Below are 19,831 nucleotides of genomic sequence, written 5' to 3' on the forward strand. Positions count from 1 at the left end.
ATGACAGACCTGTATCAATCCCAACGTGCGATGCGGCAAATGCGCCGCCAGGCGATGCAACGCGGTGTGGTGGCCATTCTGGATGTGGGCAGTTCCAAGATATCCTGCTTGGTACTGAGGTTTGATGGCGTCACGCGCCTGAGCGAAGACAATTCGATCGGGTCTCTTGCGGGGCAGTCGGGTTTTCGCGTGATTGGCGCGGCGACGACCCGTTCGCGCGGGGTGCAGTTTGGCGAAGTCTGCGCCATGCAGGAAACCGAGCGCGCCATTCGCACCGCCGTGCAGGCGGCGCAAAAGATGGCTGAAGTCCGGGTTGACCATGTGATCGCTTGTTTCGCCGGCGCACTGCCGCGGTCTTATGGGCTTGATGCCACGGTGGAACTCGAAGGGCAGGAAGTCACCGAGAATGAGATCGCACGTGTGCTGGCGGCCTGCGAAGTGCCGGAATACGGCGCCGGGCGCGAGGTTTTGCACGCGCAACCTGTGAACTTCGCGCTCGACAACCGATCTGGTCTTGAAGACCCGCGCGGCCAGATGGGGCAGGCGCTCTCTGTTGATATGCATATGCTCACGGTCGAAGCTGCCGCCATCCAGAACCTGGTGCGCTGTGTGCAGCGCTGCGATCTGGAACTGGCGGGGATTGCCTCTTCGGCCTATGTCTCGGGGATCTCAGCCCTTGTGGAAGATGAGCAAGAACTCGGCGCGGCCTGCATCGACATGGGGGGCGGCACCACTTCGGTGTCGATCTTCATGAAGAAACACATGATCTATGCCGATGCGGTGCGCATGGGGGGGGATCACGTTACCAGTGATATTTCCATGGGGCTCGGCGTGCCCACAGCAACTGCCGAGCGGATCAAGACCATGTCTGGCGGCGTACATGCGACTGGTGCGGATGATCGCGACATGATCGACATCGGCGGCGAGACAGGCGATTGGGAGCGGGATCGCCGCACCGTTAGCCGGGCGGAGCTCATTGGGATCATGCGTCCCCGCGTCGAGGAAATCCTGGAAGAAGTGCGCGTCCGTCTCGATGCCGCCGGATTCGACCATCTGCCGAGCCAGCAAATCGTGCTGACCGGCGGCTCCAGCCAGATCCTCGGGCTTGATGGTCTTGCAAGCCGCATACTCGGCCAGCAAGTGCGCCTTGGGCGACCGATGCGTGTGCATGGTCTGCCGCAGGCTGTGACCGGGCCGGGCTTTGCCTCTGCCGTCGGCATGTGTCTGTTTGCAGCGCATCCGCAGGACGAGTGGTGGGATTTCGACGCGCCGGTGGACCGGATGGCTGGCGGCTCGATGCGCCGCGTCGTGCGTTGGTTTAAGGACAACTGGTGATCTGCGCGGCGCTCGGCAAACCTTTGCCGATTGCCGCGGGCCTCCACAAAGTTATGCACAGGTTTCCCACAGCTTCTCCACAATGGCCGTGACAGGCCTCCGAGGATCAGTTATATCTACCCTAAACACGCTGAAAATCAGCGACGTGCGAGGCCGAGCAGAGGATCTCCGCAATCTGAATTCAAGGCTCCGAACCGCCCGCAGTCCGCGCGCGGGGTGATGTCCTGTTGTGTTTCAGGTTGCCGCGTTACACCATATCTCGCCAGAAGGGCGATATTCGGCAAGTTCCCACGCCTTTTGACCCATATTTTGTGGGCGAATGCGCTTTTGGGGATGACGAGACTCACGCGTCGCGGTAGGATTAAGGCAGAAGAGTGACAATCGACGCCCTTGCGGGAGGGCTAAAAACACAGGCGGAAAAAGCATGACCCTGAACCTTTCGATGCCCGGACAAGAAGAGCTGAGCCCCAAGATCACCGTCTTTGGGGTTGGTGGTGCGGGCGGGAACGCCGTCAACAACATGATCGCCAAGCAGCTCGAGGGTGTGGATTTTGTTGTTGCCAACACCGACGCACAGGCGTTGCAGCAAAACGCAGCCAAAAACCGGGTGCAGCTCGGCGTCAAGGTGACCGAAGGCCTTGGCGCAGGTGCACGCCCCTCGGTCGGCTCTGCTGCCGCTGAGGAAAGCATTGAGCAGATCGTTGACCATCTCGCGGGCGCGCACATGTGCTTTATCACCGCTGGCATGGGCGGGGGCACCGGAACCGGCGCCGCCCCGATCATCGCGCAGGCCGCGCGTGAGCTTGGTGTGCTGACCGTCGGGGTTGTCACTAAGCCGTTCCAGTTCGAAGGCGCCAAGCGGATGCGCCAGGCCGAAGAGGGCGTCGAGAGCCTTCAGAAGGTTGTTGATACGCTTATCATCATTCCGAACCAGAACCTGTTCCGTCTGGCCAATGAGAAGACCACCTTCACCGAAGCCTTCTCTATGGCGGACGATGTGCTTTATCAGGGTGTCAAAGGCGTGACCGACCTGATGGTGCGTCCGGGCCTCATCAACCTCGACTTTGCGGATGTACGTGCCGTGATGGACGAGATGGGCAAAGCGATGATGGGCACTGGTGAGGCCGAGGGCGAAGATCGCGCCATCCAGGCCGCCGAAAAAGCCATCGCCAACCCGCTGCTGGACGAAATCAGTCTCAAGGGCGCCAAGGGCGTGCTCATCAACATCACCGGTGCGCATGATCTGACCCTGTTTGAACTGGACGAAGCGGCCAACCGCATTCGCGAAGAAGTTGATCCCAACGCCAACATCATCGTGGGCTCCACGCTCGACACCGAGATGGAAGGCAAGATGCGCGTCTCCGTGGTTGCAACCGGGATTGATGCGTCTGAGGATGCCAATGAGGTGCCGGTCCCGCGTCGCCCGATGTCCGCGCCGCTGACCAAAACCGTGAGCGTCGAAGAAAATCGTCAGGCGCCGCTTGAACTCACTGAGCAGGTAGACGCTCCGACGCCCGTCGCCGCGCAAGCCGGTGCAGGCCAGGAACCTTCGTTGTTTTCCGAGTTTGACGCTGATGAAGGCGCTGCAAGCGACGATGTGATCGAGGACACCAACGAAGCTGCAGATGCCAATGATGGCCTGCCGCCCCCGGCGTACCAGCCGCAGGCACAGCAGCCCGCACCTCAGCCGCAACCGCAGCCTGCACAACCGGCTGTGACCCAGGCCGAAGTCTTTGTGGCACCGCGCGCCCCGGCTCCGGGCACCCCGTCGCAGGATGCCATCGTGCGCCTGCGTGAGGCGGCACAGCGCCACCAGGCCTCGCAGCAACCGCAGCGCCCGGCACAGCAACCCGCCGCAGCGGCGCCGCAGCAAGAGCGTCGCAGCGCAGAAGCGCAGGAGCAGCGCCGTTTCGGCCTGAACTCGCTGATCAACCGGATGACTGGCCACCCGCAAGAGACGTCGCAAAACCGTCCTCAAGCGGCGCAACGGGTCCAGCCCAGCATGCAGAGCGCACAGCCGCAGCAGGCTGAGCAGCCCCATGACGAGGATCAAGAGCGCATCGAAATCCCGGCATTCCTGCGCCGTCAAGCCAACTGATCGGTCATAAATCACACCCAAAGAGACCGCCGAGAGGCGGTCTTTTTTTGTTTTGTTTCAAATGAGTAGAGTGGCTTCGGCGGGGTTTTGCCAAGTTGTAATATTCATGTTTCATTCGGTTACAAAGATTGAATTGAGGCTCGCGGCAGGAGCGCTTAGGTGTACCGGCGAGACGGTCCCTCAGGGCCGAAGCTATCCATGAGGCACATTGTGCAGAATACGCTCAAAGCAGCAGTCACCTTTGAAGGCACCGGCCTGCATTCTGGCAAACCGGCCAAGATGGTTGTGCATCCGGCTCCGGCTGGTCACGGCATCACCTTCGTGCGTGTGGACATTGCTCTGGGCAATACCCTCATTCCGGCACGCTGGGATATGGTGGAGCGCACCGCGCTCTGCACCCGCCTCGTAAACGGGGCCGGGGTATCCGTGTCGACGGTCGAGCACATCATGGCAGCGCTTGCAGGCTGTGGTGTTCACAATGCACGTGTGGAGATCGACGGGCCCGAAGTTCCGATCATGGACGGCTCCTCGGCAGAGTTTGTGCGTGAGATCATGGCCACGGGTATTCAGCGCCTTGGCGTCCCCGTGCGCGCCTGGAAAGTGCTGAAGCCGGTTATGGTTGAAACCGAAGATGCGCGCGCGACATTGCTGCCCTGCGATCGACTAAAAATCTCCTTTGATATCGACTTTGCGGAAGAAGGTATTGGCCATCAGAGCCGTGAGCTGGATCTGCGCAACGGTACCTTCGCGCGCGAACTTTGCGACAGCCGCACCTTCTGCCGCCGCGCAGATGTCGAGACGATGCAGGCCAACGGTCTTGCGCTTGGTGGTGTGCCGGGCGAAAACGCGGTCGTGTTTGATGGCCCCACCGTGCATGCAGGGTCCGGCCTTCGCCATCCTGATGAGCCTGTGCGTCACAAGATGCTGGATGCGCTTGGTGATCTTGCATTGGCGGGCGCGCCGATCTTTGGTCACTATGTTGGTGAACGGGCAGGGCACTCGCTCACCAATACGCTTCTTCGTGCGCTTTTTGACACCCCTGGCGCAGTGCGCGAAGTCACCTGCGACCCGATCATGACCGCGCGCCTGCCTGGTCAGGGGCTCGTCTGGTCCGAAATCCCCGCGCAGGTGCGCCGCGTCGCCTGATCCGCGCGGGCCTCATTTAGCGCGCCGCGAAACGGTCGAGTGCTCTTGGAAACGGTCGATGACATCGGCCGTTTTTTGCATTTCCGCTGCATCCTGAGCCGTCCCGTTGCAGGGCATCTGCCAGAAGTTTGGGGTACCTGAACAGGTATGCAGACTTGACCCTCGGCCGCTTTCTCTGCCAATTGAACATCAACAGTGCGAAAGGCGTTTTGCACATCATATGAATGTGCTAGACCGTGGCGACGCTGTCGCCCACACGAGGGGTCGAACGGCCTCGCCCGCGCCAAGACGCAGGCGAAAGACGCGGTCGCAAGGCTGTAAACGAGACGGTGAAGTGAGGCAGGAATGATCGGCATCAGGGCAGCAGCCAAAGGGATCGGAGTGGTCGCGCTGATGGCGACCCTTGCCGCATGCGGCGGCGCGGATGGGGATGCGCAGCGGTCGTCTTTGGATCTTGAAGGGTTCTCGCCCGCCCAGATTTACGAGCGCGGCGAATTCGAACTGGCCCGCAGTCGTGAAAAAGATGCGGCCTATTTCTTTTCCGAGGTCGAGCGGCTCTATCCCTATTCCGAATGGGCCAAGCAGTCCCTGATCATGCAGGCCTTCACCTACCATCAGGCCGAAGACTACGAGAACAGCCGTTCCGCCGCGCAGCGCTATATTGACTTTTATCCGACAGATGCTGATGCCGCCTATGCGCAGTATCTTCTCGCCCTGAGCTACTATGACCAGATTGACGAAGTCGGGCGTGATCAGGGGCTGACCTTCCAGGCTCTGCAAGCGCTGCGGACCGTAATCGAGGTCTATCCCGAGAGCGAATATGCCAGCTCTGCCATCCTCAAGTTTGATCTCGCCTTTGACCACCTTGCGGGCAAAGAAATGGAAATCGGTCGCTATTATCTGAAACGCCAGCACTATTCGGCAGCGATCAACCGCTTCCGTGTGGTGGTGGAAGATTTCCAGACAACGTCCCACACGGCAGAGGCGCTCTATCGCCTGATCGAGGCGTATCTGTCGCTTGGTCTCACGGATGAGGCGCAGTCTGCTGGCGCGATCCTCGGTCATAACTTCCAGTCGACTGATTGGTACGAGGATGGCTATCGGTTGCTGACCGCTCAGGGGTTGAAGCTCAAGGATCGCGGCAACAACTGGCTTGCCAAGATCTATCGTCAGTCGATCAAGGGCCAATGGCTCTGACGCACAACAGGACAGCGCATTTGACTCCGGGCGGCGGACTGCGCCGCGCGGATGGCGCTCAACACGGGGCATCTAGATGCTGCGCGCGCTTGATATTCGCGACCTTCTGATCATCGACCATCTGGAGCTGTCGTTCCAGCCGGGTCTGAACGTGCTGACCGGGGAAACCGGCGCCGGTAAATCCATCCTTCTTGACTCTCTGGGCTTTGTGCTGGGCTGGCGCGGGCGGGCCGCTCTGGTGCGGCAAGGGGCGGATCAGGGCGAGGTCGTGGCCGAGTTCGATCTGCCGGAAGGGCACGCGGCGCGTGCGGTACTCGAGGAAGCAGGGCTGCCGGTCTCTGACACATTGCTGCTGCGACGCGTGAACACGTCAGATGGGCGCAAGACCGCCTGGGTGAATGATCGACGCTGCTCTGGCGAAGTTCTGCGGGCGCTCTCGGACACATTGCTGGAGCTGCATGGTCAGCACGACGATCGAGGTCTGCTGAACCCGCGTGGCCACCGGGCGATGCTGGATGACTTTGCCAATGTTCAGGCGCAGCTTGATGAGGTGCGCGCTGCCTGGGGGGCCGCGGCCCGCGCCCGCAAGCAAGTGGAAGAGACCCGCGCCGCTCTGGAGAGCGTGCGTGCAGAAGAAGAGTTCCTGCGCCATTCTGTGTCGGAGCTCGACAAACTCAGCCCCGAACCCGGCGAAGACGAAAGCCTCGACACCCGCCGGCGCCAGATGCAGGCCGCCGAGCGCATCCGCGGCGATATTGCCCGCGCGCACGGTCTGCTATCGGAAGGCGCCGAAGGCGCGATGGGCGAGGCGCAGCGCTGGCTTGAGGCGGTTTCCGGAGACGCAGGCGAGGCGCTTGATGCCCCGCTGGCCGCACTGAGCCGCGCGATGATCGAACTTGGCGAAGCGCAGGATGGCGTCGAGCGCTTTCTGGAAGGATTAGATTTCAATCCCGGCGATTTGGAAGACTGCGAGGAGCGCCTCTTTGCCATTCGCGCATTGGCGCGCAAACATGATGTGCAGCCGGATGATCTGGCCGATCACGCGGATGTCCTGCGCGAGAAACTGCAGGCGCTGGATGCTGGGGATCAGAACCTCGCGGACCAGGAAGATGCCCTTCGCGCAGCGGAGGCGACGTATGCGGCGGCTGCCGAACGCCTATCGGCCAAACGGCGGGACAGTGCCGCAACGCTTGACGCAGCCGTGATGGCAGAACTGGCGCCGCTCAAGATGGAGCGCGCAGTGTTTGAAACCAAGATCACGGAGGCCGAGCCCGGCCCGGATGGCGTGGATGAGGTCGCGTTCACTGTTGCCACCAACCCAGGCGCGCCTGCGGGTCCGCTGAACAAGATCGCTTCGGGTGGCGAGCTGAGCCGCTTTCTCTTGGCGCTCAAGGTCTGTTTGCGGGGCGAGGATGCCGCAAAGACGCTGATCTTTGACGAAATCGACCGTGGTGTTGGGGGCGCAACCGCCGATGCGGTCGGGCGCAGACTGAAGGCGCTTGCCGATGGCAGTCAGGTATTGGTCGTCACACATTCTCCTCAGGTTGCTGCGCAAGGAGCCCACCATTGGCGGGTCCAGAAATCCGTGACCGAGGGCGTGACGCTGTCGCAGGTGGTGCCCCTGAATGAGGGCGAGCGCGTCGATGAGATCGCGCGCATGGTCTCTGGTGACAAGATCACACCAGAAGCCCGCGCCGCCGCCAAAGCGCTTCTGGCAGACGTCTAAGGGTATCGGACGCTCGCAAAATTATTGTTAACTACCATGGGGTAGGTGTGGCACTGATAGGTCAGTGAACAGATCGGAGAACCTGGATGGCGCGACGGGAAAGTAGTCCCCTGTCTGAATATCTCGCCAATACCAAGGCGCGCTTGCGGGATGCCCGTCGTGTATTGGTTCACCGTGGACCAAGTCAGCTGCAATTCTGGTTGATTGCTCTGGTCATTGGGGTGCTCGCTGGCTTTGCCGCTTTGTTCTTTCGCAAAGGCATTACCGCGCTACAAGGGGCCGTCTACGGCGCCGAGGATGTGGACTACCTGCATAGTTTCGCCGCAACGCTGCCGTGGTACGTGCTGTTGCTGGTGCCGGTATTCGGCGGGTTGATCGTCGGGATCATTCTGCACCGCTTTACGCCAGACGGGCGGGTACGATCCGTCGCCGATGTGATCGAAGGCGCGGCCCTCAGAGATGGGCGCGTCGAGATCCGCGAGGGGTTGGCCTCGGCCTGCGCGTCCTTTTTGACCCTCTCGACCGGGGGCTCTTCCGGGCGCGAGGGGCCGGTGGTCCATATCGCAGGCATGATCTCTACCTGGGTGAGCGACCGCATCCGTGCCGATGGCATCACTGGGCGGGACCTCCTGGGTTGCGCGGTTGCGGCAGCGGTTTCTGCCAGTTTTAACGCCCCGATTGCCGGCGCTCTTTTTGCCATGGAAGTGGTGCTCAGGCATTTTTCCGTAAACACCTTCGCGCCCATCGTGGTGGCCTCGGTGGCAGGCACTGTCATCAATCGGCTTGAGTATGGGGATGTCACGGAATTTGTGCTCACGACGCCCGGTGCGTTGCAATTCTACGTCGAGTTGCCAGCGTTCCTGATGCTTGGTCTGATCTGTGGCGTCGTCGCGGTTGTGCTGATGCATTCAATCTTTTTGGCGGATCGGGTGGGGACGGCTGTGCAATCGGCGCTTGGCATGCCGCGCTGGTTGCGCCCGACCGTAGCTGGGTTTTTGCTTGGTCTGGTCGCAATCTGGTATCCGCATATCATTGGTGTTGGATACGAGACGACCGTGCTCGCCCTGTCTGGGAGCCTGCTGCTCAGCCAGGCTATCCTGTTCACGATTGTCAAAGTGGCTGCAGTCTCCATCACCATGGGCGGGCGCATGGGGGGCGGGGTGTTTTCCCCCTCGTTGATGGTTGGGGCGCTGACCGGGCTTGCCTTTGGCCTCATTGCGACGAATTTCCTGCCGGATGTCTCGGGTACGCATACGCTCTATGCTTTTGCGGGGATGGGCGCTGTCGCCGCTGCGGTGCTGGGTGCGCCCATTTCGACCACGCTCATTGTGTTTGAACTGACAGGCGACTGGCAGATCGGCCTTGCGGTGATGGTATCGGTGTCGATGTCCACGGCGTTGGCCTCGCGGATGGTGGACCGCTCGTTCTTCCTGACCCAGCTTGAAAAACGCGACCTGCATTGCGCGGCGGGTCCGCAGGCCTACCTCTTGGGCACTCTGCGGGTGGGCAAGGTCATGCGGCCCTTGGCGGATAGTGATCCCGAGAGCGCACAGGCGCTGATCGATGAAGGCATCGCCATCAGCCCCACCTCCACGCTGGAGGCGGCGCTGCCGATTTTTGACCGGGCAGGGGTGGAGTATATCCCGGTGGTCACTGAAGAAGAGTTCTCAGAAGAGACCGGAGAGCCACTGATGACCCTGATCGGCGTGCTCCATCATGTAGACTCGCTCAAGGCATACAACAGCGCGCTCGTGGCCATTGCGGCCGAAGAACACCGGTAGTCTCGCATTTCGGATCTCGCACGGCTGCGCTGCCTGATGGGCGCTCCGTTTGTCCCGGGATTATTCGTGCCGCATTCCTGATGGGGGCGGGGGCGCAAATGCTCCCCTGCGCCAAAGCTCAGCGCCAGCGCCAGAGCGCGTGGAAGATATGCGTGAAGGTTGCCGCGCCAAGTATCGGGATCAGCAAGTTCACCAGTGGGATCGACAAGGGCATCGCCATCAGCACGCCCGCCGCCCAGATCGTCGCCCCATGGCGACGGCGCAGGCGCTTGGCCTCGATCAAGCCGACCCGACGGGCGGCCGCGAGGGTGAAATACTCCCGCCCAAGCAAGAACCCATTGAGCCCCCAGAAGATAAAGGGCGCGGCAGGGGGGAACATCACATAAAGCACCAAGGCCAGCACGTTGGCGGTGATCAGCACGCCGAGGAAATTCACCGTGTCTTTTACGCCCTCCCAGACCGACAGCCCCGGCACCGGAGGCAGGCCTGGATAGTGTTTGGCTTCGACGGCGGCGGCGACCTCATCAAGAAACATGGATGTGATCGCCGAAGCTACCGGTACCATCAGAAACACCGACAACAGCATCATGAAGAAGAAGGAGCCCACCGACAGCAGGTCGTTGAGCCACGTAACCTGACCAATCAGCGGCAGCGAGGTCTCAGGTCCCACAAACATCTGGATCAGGACCAAAAGCCCGACATATGCCGCGACCAGCAGAGCAAAGGTGAGCCCCACCCCAAGCAGGAGGACCCGCTGAAACCGCGGATCCCCAATCTGGCCAAGGGCTTTGCCAAAGGCGGTGAAAATCATGTCTCGACCCATGTGGTAAGCGCCGTCACATCGGGGCGCGGACGTTCCGGCGGCGCGGCGCCTTCGGCGGCAATATGGATGAGACCGGCGATACGCTCGTTCTCGGCCAGATCAAAGGCGGCTTCACAAAAGCCCCGGTCATGGCTCATCCAGCCAGAGAGCCAGTTTGCGCCCCAACCCGCAGCTAGCGCGGCATTCAACAGGGCAAGGCAGACCGCACCTGCGGAATAGGTCATCTCGATCGGCGGGATCTTTGGGCTCTCTTTCTGGATCTCGACGACGACCACAGCCAGTTGGCCCAAATCGAACTGGCTGCGCGCCTTGGCGATGTCCTCTGGCGACTTGCCAAGCCGCAGGCCGGCCTCGGCGGTCAGGTCGCCGAGCCGCTGCATGGCAGCTTTCTCGACCACGATGAACCGCCAGGGTTCCATCTTGCCATGGTCGGGCGTACGCGCGGCGGCGGTCAAGAGCGGCATCAGCTCTGCACGGGTCGGGGCGGGAGCCTGAAGCGTCTTGGCCGGGCGGGACCGGCGGGTTTGCAGAAAATCGAGAGCGGCATCATTGCGTTGCGGCATATGTAAAACCTTTTTACATCTTGTCCTGCCCTATGTCGGGCAGCTTGAGGCGGGTTTCAAGGGGAAAGCGGCCTGGCGGGACGGTCTCGCGACGCGGAGCGCGGCAAAGCTGGGCGCAGCTTGGGCAAAGGTGTAAGCAGGCATCAAAGCCGAGTCCATGGTCGCTCTTGCACAGAGGATCCCGCGTCAGAGCGCATATGGACGATCGGGTGACGGATCAGGCCGCGCACGCGGCGTTGGCGCCGGGAGATTAGGACGGGTGGAGGCATGGCAAAACCAAAGGCACGAGATTTGGCGGATCTTCGGGACCTTGCGCAACCCGGGGCGCAGATCGCTGTACGAGTGACGCCCAAGGCGGCGCAGAACGCGGTGCTGCGCAAGCGGGATGAGATCAAGGTGCTGGTCACAACGGTCCCGGAAGGGGGCAAGGCAAATGCTGATGTGGTCGCACTTCTGTCCCGCGCACTCGGGGTCTCACCGTCGCGGCTGACACTCCTGCGTGGTGCGACAAGTCGCGACAAGGTCTTTCTTGTCACCGCCCCTTGAGTTGTTCCGGCTAGGCACCGGGATAGGTCCTGTCGCGATCACCGGGAGAGGTGCGGGTTTGCCGCATCATGGCGCTGAGGCGCTCTGCAGCGCGCCTCACCCCTTCCTCAGCGCGATTTGTCCAGAACCAGGCGATAGACCCCCTCGGGAAGGTCGAGCGCAGCGGCGAGATCTTGTAGCTGCTCTGGCGAGAGCGTGATGCGATGAGTTGAATGGGTGCGCGGATCAAACTGCTCGATCGTGACACATTCGGCAAACGCATTGATGATCACATCCTCGGTCAGATGGGGTTTTCCCTCATCGACCAGGGTGATCACCGTGGAATCAAATTCATGCTCGATTGTAAACATAAGCAAAGCTTGCCACCTGCATCCGCGCGCTGGCAAGGCGCGATTGTCGTCGCGCCTCTGGACGGTGCCTCTAGCCGTTTGCACATGTTGTGAAATCTGCGTTAGCCTGACCCCCATACAGGAGTCCCATGCGCCGTTTTTTGATTCTTTTTGTGCTGTTGGTCGCCGGCTGTACCGGCGTTGACCCCAACAACCCGCAATACCGTGCGTTTGTTGCGGTTGCAGAGGATGTGGAACCCGTTGGCGAGGCGCAGTGCCGCAGCAAGGACCCCGAGCGCAACTGCGATTTTCAGATCCAGCTGGATCTCAATCCCTCCGCCCCCGCAAACGCCTTTCAGACGGTCGATCGCAGTGGACGACCTGTGGTGATCTTCACGCGCAGCATGCTCGATAGTTTTCGCAATCCTGACGAGATGGCGTTTGTGATGGGGCACGAGATGGCGCATCACATTCTCGAGCATCTCGACCAGCAGCGGATCAATGCGGTCAAAGGTGCGGTCTTTCTGGGCGAGTTGGTATCGCTCGAGGGAGGCACGCCCGAACAGGTCGCCAACGCGCAATATGTCGGCGCCGTGGTTGGCTCGCGCAGCTATTCCAAAGCGTTCGAGTTGGAGGCGGATGCGCTTGGAACGCTCATCACCTATCAGGCGGGGTATCGCCCCAGCGTCGGGGTGAAGTTCTTCGAAGAGATCCCGGACCCGGGAGATGTATTCCTTGGCACCCATCCGGCCAATCCCGACCGCATCCGTATCGTGCAAAGAACGATCCGCAAATACGGTTTGAACTGAGGTTCCCCCGATGACAAAAAAGACAGAGGCCGCCGAGAAGGCGCTTACAAAGCTTGGTGTGGTGCTCACGGACCGAGGGTCAAAATATGCTGTAAGCGGTGCCCCTGTGCAAAGCCGGGAGGAGGTGGATGCGGTGCTGTCCACGCTCAAGGAAGACCGCAGCTATGCCAAGGCAACGCACAATACCTGGGCTGCCATGCTTCCGAGCGGTGGGCTCAAGGCCGATGATGGGGAAAGCGGAGCAGGCATGGTGATCCTGCGGATGATGGAGCGCGAGGCCCTCAGCAATCATGTGATTATCGTCACGCGCTGGTATGGCGGCAAGAAACTGGGCGGCGACCGCTTCCGACGGGTGCAGGACGCGGTGCGTGCCTATCTCGACGCTGGCTGAGTGCGGGGCCAAAACCTCTATTTGACCTGCATCAAGGCGCGCGCCTTCCAGATCTCATATGACGCTATGGGACCTTATGAGGAGGAACGCGCATCATGATCGATCCTGACAAGCTCAAAACCCACGCCGCCCTCTTTGACAGAATGGGCAAGGCGGTTGGGCTCGACCTTGAAGAAGAGGCCATCAGCGGCTCGCTTCAGTTTGAAGAAATTGCCGAAGCGGTTCTGCGCTGCACCCGTTGTGCGTGCCTCAAAACCTGCTCGCGCTACCTTGGGACCCTGACCCAAGAGATAGACCGCACCCCGGACTATTGCCGCAACTCCGACCTGCTTGCCTATCTCAAGGAAGAACGGGGCTTGGCGGCAGAATAAGCATCACCGTCCGTCTCTGACGTGAAAAAGGCGACCTTGCGGTCGCCTCTTTTGTCTTACGTTCTGGCTGGACGCTTAGCCAAGCTTCTTGGCTACAAGCTGGTTCACCGCCTTCGGGTTGGCCTTGCCGCCGGTGGCTTTCATCACCTGACCGACGAACCAGCCCGCAAGCTTCGGGTTTTCCTTGGCCTTTTCAACCTGTGCGGGGTTGGCGGCGATGATCTCGTCCAGAGCCGCCTCAATCGCACCGGTGTCTGTGACCTGCTTCATGCCACGTTCTTCGACGATCTGGGCCGGGTCTCCGCCTTCGGTATAAACGATCTCAAACAGATCCTTGGCGATCTTGCCGGAGATGGCGTCAGAAGCGATCAGATCAATCACACCACCCAGTTGCGCCGGGGAGACGGGGCTGTCAGTGATGTCTTTGTCGTCCTTCTTCAGGCGGCCAAAGAGTTCGTTGATGACCCAGTTCGCCGCCAGCTTGCCGCTGCGACCTTTTGCAACGGCGTCAAAATAATGCGCACTCTCCAGATCCGCCGTCAGCACGGACGCATCATAGTCTGTAAGGCCGAAATCTTTGATAAAACGGGCTTTCTTTTCGTCCGGCAGTTCGGGGAGCTTCGACTTGATGTCGTCTACCCAAGCCTGCTCGATCTCGAGCGGCAGAAGGTCCGGGTCGGGGAAGTAGCGATAGTCATGCGCCTCTTCCTTGGAACGCATCGAACGCGTCTCGCCCTTGTCTGGATCGTAAAGGCGGGTTTCCTGCTCGACTTCGCCACCGGCTTCTACAATGGCGATCTGGCGACGTGCTTCGACCTCGATGGCCTGCTGGATAAAGCGCATGGAGTTCATGTTCTTGATCTCGCAGCGGGTGCCGAGATGCGAGAAATCCTGCGTTTCCTGATACTTCTCGTAGGCGCCGGGGCGGCAGATGGAGACGTTCACATCCGCGCGCAGGTTGCCGTTCTGCATGTTGCCGTCACAGGTGCCAAGGTAACGCATGATCTGGCGCAGCTTGGCGATATAGGCGGCCGCTTCCTCGGGGCCACGGATGTCCGGGCGCGAGACGATTTCCATCAGGCAGACGCCGGTCCGGTTCAGGTCCACAAAGGACATGGAGGGGTCCATATCGTGGATGGATTTGCCCGCGTCCTGCTCCATGTGGATGCGCTCGATACGCACCATGCGCGCCGTGCCATCGCCAAGCTCTACCAGCACTTCGCCTTCGCCCACGATGGGGTGATAGAGCTGGGAGATCTGATAGCCCTGCGGCAGGTCGGGGTAAAAATAGTTCTTGCGGTCAAAGGCAGACCAGAGGTTGATATCCGCCTTGAGGCCAAGACCCGTGCGGACCGCCTGTTCGACGCAGTATTCGTTGATGACGGGCAGCATGCCGGGCATGGCCGCATCCACAAATGCCACGTTGGAGTTGGGCTCCGCCCCAAACTGGGTGGAAGCGCCCGAAAACAGCTTGGCATTGGAGCTGACCTGGGCATGCACCTCCATACCGATGACCAGTTCCCAGTCATGCTTGGCGCCCGCGATTACCTTGGGCTTTGGGAGTTCATATGTCAGGTCGAGCATGGTTTTCCGCCGTATCCGAATGTCCTTGTTTGCCAAGCGTTCTAGGCGCGCAGAGGCCGAGGAGCAAGGGGCAATGGCGGCGAGCGGTGTTCTTGCCCTTCGAAACGCGGGACTGGCGCCCCATACGGGACGCCAGTCAGGCAAGGTTTGTCGCCAAGATCAGTTCAGATAGGCGCTGACGATGGCCTCGTAGCTGCCATCAGCTTTCATATCTTCAAAGGCCTGCGCAAGTTTGGCGGCGACTTCGGGATCGAATTCGGCGTTTGAAGCCAGCCAAAGGCGCAGACTGCCCACCGGTGTGCCGATCACGATGGTGCTCGGGTCGAGCCCCTCTGACTTCACGGCGTGCAGGACGCGCTGACTCAGTGTGAACCAGGCATCCACGCGCCCGCCGGTCAAGAGACGTGCAGCCGTCGCGGTATCGGGGGTGGACTGCACATTGCCGAACTCCAGCTTTGCGAGCCGTTTTTCTCGTGGCGCCCCCCCAAGTGTGGCAATTCGAGAGAGCTGGCGCGCGTCCTCAAGAGAGTTCACCGCCTCGGTGGTGGTCGCGAATACTTCGTCAGCCACAATAAACTCTGCGATCCACTTGTAGACGGTTTCACGCGACTCGGTGCGCGCGGCGGTAAAAAGCAGGGCGTTCGGCGTTTTCTGCGCCATCGATTGCGCGCGCTTCCAAGGAAGATATTCGATCTCGATTGTCACGCCCGAGCGTTTCGACATCTCTTCCAAAATCTCGTGAGAGATTCCCGGCATCTCGAGGTCCGGTGCGATCGTGTAGGGCGGTAGGGCTGCGGTGTACGCTTTGATCGCCTCTGCCCGCGCGCTGTCCATGCCCGCCATTAAAAACGAGACACTCAGAGCGATGGCCCACTTTGTTGATCTTAAGATCATGAAACAGAAACCTCATATTCATTGCCGAGACGCCAATTCGGATCTCTGCAAGCAAATGATTGACCCAGCGTCACTTTGAGTAAGCGGGTTTCAGATTAAGAATATGCAAATTGTGGGCTGGTTTTCGACGCAGCTTGCCCGCAACGTTTCCTGATCTCGGCTTGGCCTTGATGTTCCGGACCGCTAAGACGGTACTCCGGCCTCAGTGGTTGCGCATCATCGTGGCCGACGCCAAAGCAAAGGAGCAGCAGGTTTTGGATACGACCCTTCGAATTGCGCGGAAGATTTCCGAAGAAATCGGATCATCGGTACAGCAGGTGAACGCAGCCGTGGGGCTCTTGGACGAGGGGGCGACTGTACCTTTTGTCGCGCGCTACCGCAAAGAGGTGACCGGGGGCCTTGATGACACGCAATTGCGGACCTTGTCGGAGCGGCTGGAATACTTGCGCGAGCTGGAAAAGCGACGGGCCGCGATCCTGGAGACGATTACGCAGCAAGACAAGTTGACCGATGATCTGGCGGCATCGATTGCCAAGGCGGAGACCAAGGCGCAGCTCGAAGACATCTATCTCCCCTTCAAACCCAAGCGTCGCACCAAGGCGATGATCGCGCGCGAAAACGGGCTTGAGCCTCTTCTGGAGGCTATTCTCGCGGATCGCTCTGCTGATCCCGAGGTTTTGGCCGCGAACTACCTCTCCGGGGAAGTGGCAGACACAAAGACCGCTTTGAACGGTGCACGTGATATTCTCACCGAGCGTCTCACCGAGAATGCCGAGCTTTTGGGGCGGCTACGTAATTTCATGCAGTCTGAAGCCATTTTGCGATCCAAAGTGGTCGAAGGACAGGAGCAGGCGGGTGCCAAATTCTCGGATTACTTCGATCATTCCGAGGCTTGGAAAACCACCCCGTCGCATCGGGCTCTGGCGATGCTGCGCGGCTCCAACGAGGGCGTGCTGACGCTCGATATTGCCCCACCGGGCGAAGAGGGGGTCACGCGAGCCGAAGAAATGGTCGCCGCTGTTCTGGAGGTGCGAAGCTCGGCTCCGGGCGACAAGTGGCTGCGCAAAGCGGCTGGTTGGACCTGGCGGGTCAAACTGTCGCTGTCGATGATGCTGGAGCTGATGGGCGATCTGCGCAGCCGGGCGCAGGACGAAGCTATTTCGGTTTTTGCGCGCAATCTCAAGGATTTGCTCTTCGCTGCCCCAGCCGGTGCGCGGCCGACCCTCGGGCTGGACCCGGGCATTCGCACCGGCGTCAAGGCCGCAGTGGTTGATGCGACCGGGAAATTGGTGGCCACAGAGACCCTCTATCCGTTCCAGCCGAAAAACGATCTGCGTGGTGCGCAGGTCTCCATTCTGAAGCTCATCGCCGAGCACGGGGTTGAGCTGATCGCGATCGGCAATGGTACGGCCAGCCGCGAGACCGAGCGCATGGTCGCCGAAGTTCTGAAAAACCTGCCCGCCAAGGTCAAAGCGCCGACCAAGGTGGTGGTTTCTGAGGCGGGCGCCTCGGTCTATTCCGCCTCCGAACTGGCTGCGCGTGAATTCCCGGATCTTGACGTCAGCTTGCGTGGTGCGGTTTCGATTGCGCGGCGCCTTCAGGATCCGCTAGCGGAACTGGTCAAGATTGAGCCCAAGAGCATTGGGGTCGGACAATATCAGCATGACGTGGACCAGCATAAGCTTTCCAAGTCACTCGAAGCCGTGATCGAAGATGTGGTGAACGCGGTTGGTGTTGATCTCAACATGGCGTCCGCACCGCTTTTGGCACATGTCTCGGGTCTTGGTCCCGGCCTTGCCGAAGCCATCGTGGCGCATCGCGACCTCAACGGCGCTTTCAAGACCCGCAAAGAACTCTTGAAGGTTGCGCGTCTTGGCCCCAAGGCGTTTGAGCAATGTGCAGGTTTCCTGCGTATCCAAGGCGGCAAAGAGCCTCTGGACGCCTCTGCGGTCCACCCCGAAAGCTATGATGTCGCGCGCAAGATCGTGAGCGCCTGCGGCCGCGATATTCGCGAGATCATGGGGGACGCCACGGCGCTGAAATCCCTCCGGGCTGAGCAATTCGTCTCTGGTGAGGTCGGCCTGCCCACCGTACATGACATCTTTGCGGAGCTGGAAAAACCGGGGCGTGATCCACGTCCCTCTTTCGTCACCGCAAGCTTTACCGATGGCGTGGAGGAGATCACTGATCTCAAACCCGGTATGGTTCTTGAGGGCACAGTGACCAATGTTGCGGCCTTCGGGGCCTTCGTGGACATTGGTGTGCACCAAGACGGTCTTGTGCATGTGAGCCAGCTGGCCGACAAATTCGTCAAGGACCCGCATGAGATTGTGAAAACCGGTCAGGTGGTCAAGGTCACGGTGGTCGAGGTGGACGTGCCGCGCAAACGCATCGGCCTGACCATGAAAAAGGACGGTGGCGCATCTGCGCGAGAGGATCGCGCAGGCCGTGGGCCCTCCCAGAATGCAGCGCGCGGTGGTGCCAAAGGGCGCAATTCCTCCTCACCCAAACGCCACGGCTCTGCCGCGCCCAGAGGCAAATCCGCCTCGGATAACGGCGCAACGGGCAATGGCGCATTGGGGGCCGCCTTGATGGATGCCTTCAAGAAGAAATAGCCCTCGACTGACACGCACCGGCGCCCCTTCTTCTAACGGAAAATATCCCGGGGGAGGGGGCCGGAAGGGACCACCGCGGGCAGAGCCCCCCTTTTGATCGTGAGCGGTTTATCGTACGTCGCTTACCCGGCGGTCAGTTCAGGTCCATCCGCGGTAAAGACGACCCGGTATCCGGCTTCGATATCGTCGCGAAAGGACTCTGCGATTGCGCGCAGCGCGTCCATCCGGCCACGCTCGGCAAACTGTCGCAACGACCTGACCTGGGCGTCATTGTCAAAACCTGCCGCCGCATGCGCCCAGACCATCGGGTGCAATTCGCGCAGATGCTCACGGATGAGCCAATGCGCGGCCTGAGCGATCTGTTGGCGCACCGCTGCGGCGTCGGCTGCGGTCTCGGGCTGAGGCTTCAGCGCGATGCTGCAATAGGCCGACAGGAGATTGATCCGCTCCTGATTGGCAGCGCGGGCCACGATGTCCGCCACCCCATCGAGGAAATAGGGCACATCGACCTCGAGACAGGCCGCATCGGATTGCGCCACCGCATCAAAATAGACCCAAGCATAGCCGGCGGCGCCCCACTGCGCTTGAACCAGTGCTGCAACGCGCCGCGCTTCGAGTTCAAGCGCGCGCAGCCCCTCTGCGCCTTGCTCTGCCAAATGGGTGCCCAATGCGCGCAGGTGGCGCGGGTTGCCGGGATCGAGCCGGATCAGGTCAAAGTAGTCATCTGCGATTTGTCTGCATCCGGCCGAAGCCTCCACACTGTAAAGGGCGCAGCGTGCGGCGGCCACGAAGGGCCGTGCGCGGGCGTCATTCGGGATTTGAGACAATAGCGTTTTGGCGCGCGCGTGATGGGCCTCGGCGCGGGCGTGCAAGGTGTCACGCTGGCGATGTGACTTGCGTTTGGAGATCCGTCGAAACGCCCAGGCAATATCCAGATGAGCAAGCGCGACAACCGTCGTCATCACCGGGGTGCGCGCGCATTCAAGGCGGGTGCGTTCCAGCGCCATGATCCCATCGAGTGTCACCCGCTCGGTGAGACTAAGACCCTCACTCAACGCATGCTCCACCGCATTGATAATATCTGCGCGCGCCCCGTAGGCGATCAGATCCGCAATGGGGGTCCCCCCGGGCGTCGCGCGCCGCGCCGTATCAGCGGCGAGGATCTCGGCCTCGATCCTTTCCCAATCTTCCTGCCGGGCGAGGAACTGCCCTTCGGCAATCGCGCGGTCACAGGCTTCGTCCTCGGCGTTGGTTTCCGGCGTTGGAATGGTCAGCACATCCTCAAGACTGAGCGGTTCTGATGACAGCGTTTCCGGCGCGCCACGGGTCTTTTTCAGCGCCTCGGGCCAGCTGCGCAGGGCTCTGGGCAGGATTTCCCCCGCGCGCGTGATCGGCAGCGGCATGCGCGCAGACAAGAGGCGCATGAGGTGTTTCAAACCGTCTTTTGCCGGAGGCGCAGAGAATGGCATCAGGTGGTTCCCGTTGTAGCAGTCTTTTCGTGGGAGCCACTGTCGGAAAGATTTGGGGCGCAAACATGGCAGCCGCGCGGTGTTCACCGGATCAATTTCGGCACCGCGACAGCAGATGGCGGCAAAAGCGCGGCATTATGTTTGCAGGGCAAAA

17 protein-coding genes are annotated in these 19,831 nt (G+C 60.8%); 11 read left to right on the plus strand and 6 right to left on the minus strand.

Translation table 11 applies throughout. The annotated features are described in order from the left end of the window. The 6 genes from ftsA to TM1040_RS07770 all read left to right on the plus strand — a co-directional run bounded on the left by ftsA (position 1) and on the right by TM1040_RS07770 (position 9,283). A complete protein-coding gene (gene ftsA, locus TM1040_RS07745; protein WP_044026679.1) occupies positions 1-1,335 on the plus strand; it encodes a cell division protein FtsA in 1,335 nt (444 codons plus the stop codon). A gap of 424 nt (positions 1,336-1,759) precedes the next feature. Continuing rightward, on the plus strand, positions 1,760-3,433 hold the full coding sequence (gene ftsZ, locus TM1040_RS07750; RefSeq protein WP_011538034.1) for a cell division protein FtsZ: 1,674 nt from the start codon (positions 1,760-1,762) through the stop codon (positions 3,431-3,433). 198 nt (positions 3,434-3,631) lie between these two features. Continuing rightward, positions 3,632-4,579 carry a UDP-3-O-acyl-N-acetylglucosamine deacetylase gene (lpxC, locus tag TM1040_RS07755; RefSeq protein ID WP_011538035.1) on the plus strand — a complete coding sequence of 316 codons (948 nt, stop codon included), beginning with the start codon at positions 3,632-3,634 and terminating at the stop codon, positions 4,577-4,579. Between the two features lie 345 nt (positions 4,580-4,924). Next, a complete protein-coding gene (locus tag TM1040_RS07760) occupies positions 4,925-5,776 on the plus strand; it encodes an outer membrane protein assembly factor BamD (RefSeq protein ID WP_011538036.1) in 852 nt (283 codons plus the stop codon). A 76-nt stretch (positions 5,777-5,852) separates the two neighbouring features. Next, positions 5,853-7,502, plus strand: a complete 1,650-nt coding sequence (gene recN / locus TM1040_RS07765) for a DNA repair protein RecN (protein ID WP_011538037.1) — start codon at positions 5,853-5,855, stop codon at positions 7,500-7,502. An 86-nt stretch (positions 7,503-7,588) separates the two neighbouring features. Beyond that, on the plus strand, positions 7,589-9,283 hold the full coding sequence (locus TM1040_RS07770) for a chloride channel protein (protein WP_011538038.1): 1,695 nt from the start codon (positions 7,589-7,591) through the stop codon (positions 9,281-9,283). 118 nt (positions 9,284-9,401) lie between these two features. Here TM1040_RS07770 and TM1040_RS07775 read toward each other — a convergent pair whose 3' ends face one another. Then, positions 9,402-10,094 (minus strand): EI24 domain-containing protein, encoded by a 693-nt coding sequence (locus TM1040_RS07775; protein WP_011538039.1) that lies wholly within the window; start codon positions 10,092-10,094, stop codon positions 9,402-9,404. Then, positions 10,091-10,669 carry a nitroreductase family protein gene (locus TM1040_RS07780; protein ID WP_011538040.1) on the minus strand — a complete coding sequence of 193 codons (579 nt, stop codon included), beginning with the start codon at positions 10,667-10,669 and terminating at the stop codon, positions 10,091-10,093. Before TM1040_RS07780 ends, TM1040_RS07775 begins: the two co-directional genes overlap by 4 nt. A 267-nt stretch (positions 10,670-10,936) precedes the next feature. Between TM1040_RS07780 and TM1040_RS07785 the strand changes: the two genes are divergently transcribed. Continuing rightward, on the plus strand, positions 10,937-11,215 hold the full coding sequence (locus TM1040_RS07785; protein ID WP_011538041.1) for a DUF167 domain-containing protein: 279 nt from the start codon (positions 10,937-10,939) through the stop codon (positions 11,213-11,215). A 107-nt stretch (positions 11,216-11,322) separates the two neighbouring features. On the opposite strand, the gene TM1040_RS07790 is transcribed toward TM1040_RS07785, so the two are convergent. Then, on the minus strand, positions 11,323-11,565 hold the full coding sequence (locus TM1040_RS07790; protein WP_011538042.1) for a hypothetical protein: 243 nt from the start codon (positions 11,563-11,565) through the stop codon (positions 11,323-11,325). Positions 11,566-11,693: 128 nt separating this feature from the next. Here TM1040_RS07790 and TM1040_RS07795 point away from each other — a divergent pair, with 128 nt between their 5' ends. From TM1040_RS07795 to TM1040_RS07805, 3 genes are all read left to right on the plus strand, one after another. Further along, complete coding sequence (locus tag TM1040_RS07795) at positions 11,694-12,353, plus strand: M48 family metalloprotease (RefSeq protein ID WP_011538043.1); 660 nt, start codon at positions 11,694-11,696, stop codon at positions 12,351-12,353. A 10-nt stretch (positions 12,354-12,363) separates the two neighbouring features. Continuing rightward, the gene (locus tag TM1040_RS07800) at positions 12,364-12,744 is read left to right on the plus strand and encodes a YigZ family protein (RefSeq protein ID WP_011538044.1); all 381 of its coding nucleotides are present in this window, start codon (positions 12,364-12,366) and stop codon (positions 12,742-12,744) included. Between the two features lie 95 nt (positions 12,745-12,839). After that, positions 12,840-13,115: a DUF6455 family protein gene (locus TM1040_RS07805; protein WP_011538045.1), complete on the plus strand. Its 276-nt coding sequence runs from the start codon at positions 12,840-12,842 to the stop codon at positions 13,113-13,115. Positions 13,116-13,190: 75 nt separating this feature from the next. Here the strand turns inward: TM1040_RS07805 and gatB are convergent, their stop codons facing one another. Further along, positions 13,191-14,699 (minus strand): Asp-tRNA(Asn)/Glu-tRNA(Gln) amidotransferase subunit GatB, encoded by a 1,509-nt coding sequence (gatB, locus tag TM1040_RS07810; RefSeq protein WP_011538046.1) that lies wholly within the window; start codon positions 14,697-14,699, stop codon positions 13,191-13,193. A gap of 159 nt (positions 14,700-14,858) precedes the next feature. Further along, entirely contained in the window at positions 14,859-15,593 is a 735-nt protein-coding gene (locus tag TM1040_RS07815; protein WP_011538047.1) for a substrate-binding periplasmic protein, read from the minus strand. Positions 15,594-15,847: 254 nt separating this feature from the next. Here TM1040_RS07815 and TM1040_RS07820 point away from each other — a divergent pair, with 254 nt between their 5' ends. Then, positions 15,848-18,208: a Tex family protein gene (locus TM1040_RS07820; RefSeq protein WP_044027032.1), complete on the plus strand. Its 2,361-nt coding sequence runs from the start codon at positions 15,848-15,850 to the stop codon at positions 18,206-18,208. A 122-nt stretch (positions 18,209-18,330) separates the two neighbouring features. Here the strand turns inward: TM1040_RS07820 and TM1040_RS07825 are convergent, their stop codons facing one another. Continuing rightward, positions 18,331-19,677 carry a hypothetical protein gene (locus TM1040_RS07825; protein ID WP_011538049.1) on the minus strand — a complete coding sequence of 449 codons (1,347 nt, stop codon included), beginning with the start codon at positions 19,675-19,677 and terminating at the stop codon, positions 18,331-18,333. Positions 19,678-19,831 lie beyond the last annotated feature (154 nt).

Origin of the sequence: Ruegeria sp. TM1040 (genome assembly GCF_000014065.1) — a bacterium.
GTDB lineage: Bacteria > Pseudomonadota > Alphaproteobacteria > Rhodobacterales > Rhodobacteraceae > Epibacterium.